Raw genomic sequence first — 1,621 nt, 5'->3', positions numbered from 1 at the left:
GGCATCGGCCGCCGTGGCGCCGGCACCGCCCGCCAAGCCTGGCAGGCGCGCTCCAGCAGCGACAGCGGGCCCGACAGCGCGTCGTCGATCATCGTCGCGCAGGCCTCGAACTTGTCCCTGCCGTGACCCATCGGGTCGCTGAGGTTGTCCAGGTCGGCGGGCACGATCCGGCCCGCGCCCCGCGCCCGCCAGGCCTCAGCGGCCAGCGCCTCGGCGACGACGCGTAGCTGGCCCGTCGGCAGGTCGCCGACCCGGACCCCGGAGGTCATCCGGCCGAACTCGCGCATGGTGAAGGTCCGGCGCAGTGCCCGGGGCGCGAGGCCGACGACCTCGGACCGGTGGTCGCGGGTGGCGGTGAGCACCAGATCGCTCGCCTCGACCAGGTCCGCCGTCAGCGGCCGCGCCCGGAACCGGTCCGTGTCGATGCCCCGCGCGCGCAACAGGTCCTGCGCGTGCGGGTGCATCTGCCTGTCCGCCAGCGCGGCGATCCCGGCGCTGTGGATCAGTGGCCGGCCGGTGCCGGCCGGGCCGGGCGGGAAGTGTGTGTCGGCCAGGTGCTGGGCCATCGGTGAGCGGCACAGGTTGCCGGTGCAGACCATGAGGATCGTCCACGGACCGGTCCGGGGGGCGGCACTCATGACTGCCGCGGGGTGGCGTCGCGCCGCCAGTAGACGCCCGTCCAGTCGACGTCGACGACCTGCTCGCCGATGCCGTGGGCCGCACGGTAGTCGTCCACGGCCGCCCGGCAGGCCGGCACCGCCCCGTAGTCGTCGACGATGCAGAAACCGCCGGGGGACAGCTTCGGGTACAGGGCCTCGAGCGCCTCGATGGTGCTTTCGTACATGTCGCCGTCGAGGCGCAGCACGGACAGCGCCTCGATCGGCGCGGTCGGCAGCGTGTCGCGGAACCAGCCGGGCAGGAAGCGGACCTGGTCGTCGAGCAGCCCGTAGCGGCGGAAGTTCTCCCGCACCTGGTCGACGGAGATGGCGAGGGCGGACTGTTCGTGGTGGCGGTCACCGGTGTCGGCGGCGTAGCGCGGGTCGGGTGCCGGCAGGCCCGCGAACGAGTCGGCGACCCAGACCGTCCGGGTGGAGTCCTCATGCGCGGCGAGCACGCCGCGCATGAGGATGCATGCCCCGCCGCGCCAGACGCCGGTCTCGATCAGGTCACCCCGCACGTCGTCCAGCAGCACCTGCTCGACGCATTCCTGCAGGTTGCGCATCCGTCGCTCGCCGGTCATCGTGTGCGCGAGGCGCGGCCAGTCCCGGCCGTCGCCGCGGGCGTCCGGCGAGGTCCGCCGGACGATCTCCATGCCGCGGCGTTGGACGGCGCGGGACACGAGCCGGGGGGCTCGTCCGCGCGGCTCCCAGACACTGCCGTCCCCGCCGTCCCACAGAGAGAACGTCAGCGTCGAACGGAGCAGGTCGAGATAGCGCGTGGTGGTGTCGGGCAGCGTGGGCCGCGGGACGGCGGGCGTGGTAGTCATCAACGCTCCTGGATGGGGAGGCGCCCCGGTACGGAGCGGATCTCCTGGGCGGGGGCGGGTAGGTCGTGCGTCGCCTCGGCTGGCTGGCGCGGGTCGGGGATGCGGGCGGCGCCGGCGGGCGCAGGCGCGCCCGGC

General features: G+C 74.4%; 2 protein-coding genes. Both read right to left on the bottom strand.

Going from position 1 to position 1,621, the window contains the following annotated elements; all coding sequences use genetic code 11:
* Positions 1-638 (bottom strand): arsenate reductase/protein-tyrosine-phosphatase family protein (locus MXD58_RS27190; protein ID WP_250610769.1); only part of this gene is annotated, 638 nt, incomplete at its 3' end.
* The gene (locus MXD58_RS27185; RefSeq protein WP_248840000.1) at positions 635-1,486 is read right to left on the bottom strand and encodes a TylF/MycF family methyltransferase; all 852 of its coding nucleotides are present in this window, start codon (positions 1,484-1,486) and stop codon (positions 635-637) included. The genes MXD58_RS27185 and MXD58_RS27190, both read right to left, overlap by 4 nt.
* Positions 1,487-1,621: the final 135 nt, after the last annotated feature.

Source organism: Frankia sp. AgKG'84/4 (genome assembly GCF_023242965.2).
Taxonomy (GTDB): domain Bacteria; phylum Actinomycetota; class Actinomycetes; order Frankiales; family Frankiaceae; genus Frankia.
This window is presented reverse-complemented; position numbering and strand designations above follow the sequence as displayed.